This is a genomic window from Microbacterium umsixpiens, from assembly GCF_053543675.1.
In genome coordinates, this window is sequence record NZ_JBLVOH010000120.1 from 28,436 (window position 1) to 29,628 (window position 1,193).

General features: G+C 66.6%; 2 protein-coding genes. One reads left to right on the top strand and one right to left on the bottom strand.

Translation table 11 applies throughout. From position 1 onward, the window contains the following. Positions 1–858, top strand: an 858-nt coding sequence (locus ACNPM4_RS12115) for a phage portal protein (RefSeq protein ID WP_448985853.1), incomplete at its 5' end; no start/stop codon positions are given. Here ACNPM4_RS12115 and ACNPM4_RS12120 read toward each other — a convergent pair. After that, the gene (locus tag ACNPM4_RS12120; protein ID WP_448985859.1) at positions 855–1,181 is read right to left on the bottom strand and encodes a P-loop nucleotide/nucleoside kinase family protein; all 327 of its coding nucleotides are present in this window, start codon (positions 1,179–1,181) and stop codon (positions 855–857) included. The genes ACNPM4_RS12115 and ACNPM4_RS12120 overlap by 4 nt on opposite strands. Between the last annotated feature and the right edge of the window lie 12 nt (positions 1,182–1,193).

Consider the following 1,193-nt stretch of genomic DNA (forward strand, 5'->3'; position numbering starts at 1 on the left):
CCGGAGACGGTTGCGATCGGCACCGGCACGAAACACCTCGCCGTCACCTACTTGAAGAACGCGGCGCCGGTGCGCGACTGGCGCAAGCTCGGCGAACTCGCATCCCTCGGCCGCTCCGACCTCGACGGCGTACAGGACGTCCTCGACAAGGTCGACTTCACCTGGTCATCGCTGATGCGCGACGTGGAGAACGGCCAGGGCCGCCTCATCGTCCCCGAAGAGATGCTTGACCTGTCCGGGAAGCCCGGCGAAGGTGCGAACTTCGACGTCTACCGGCAGGTGTTTACGCCGGTCTCCGGCACGCTCGGGAAGGCAGCGGACGGCAACGGCGCGATGGGCATCGTGCAGTTCGCGATCCGAGTCGAAGAACACCTCGCCGTGATCGAGGGCCTCAAGAAGGAACTCGCGTCCGCGCTCGGCTACTCCGAAGCGCACCTCGGCCTCGACTCCGCGAAGGGCCAGCGCACCGCCACGGAGATCGACGCGGACCTGTCCGACAGCGAGCGCACCCGCGACAAGAAGGCCCTGTACGCGAAGGGTGCTCTCGCACGTTGGTCCCTCGCTGCGCTGGAGATCGACAAGACCGTGTTCGGCGGCGCTGACCTCGGCGACATGACCCGGATGCCGGCCGTCGAGTTCGCCCCGGTGTCGCAGGCCGACCCGGAGAAGCTCGCCCGCACCGCGCAGCTGCTCGACGCCGCACGCGCTGCGTCTCGCAAGGAGATCGTCCGCAGCATTCACCCCGGCTGGGATGAGGACGATATCGACGCGGAGGTCGAACTGATCCAGCAGGAGATCGGTGTCCCGGTACCGGAGTCCGCGGCGTTCACGGGCGACGACCCCGCAGGCGTCACCTAGGTGCCCACCTGGTGGCGGAAGACACGCATCGGGCCTTCATTAGGGGTGGGTCTCTGGAAGCCATCGATGTAGGCAGCGGCTTGCGCTGGAGAAACGAGGACATCGTTAGGACCAGAATCAGTCCTGGTTGCGAGTCGTTCGAGGAGGACGTCGTGCGGGACTTCGAGGTAGTAGACCGTAGGGGTCGCACCGAGCGGTGCGAGAAAATCCCGGTAGCGATCGCGGGAGGCCCGGGACCAGAACGAGGTATCGACCACGACTCGGGCTCCGCGGGTGACGAGCTCCTTCAGGCGGGCCTGCAGGTGATCGTGGATGGACTGTATCGCGTCCGCGGG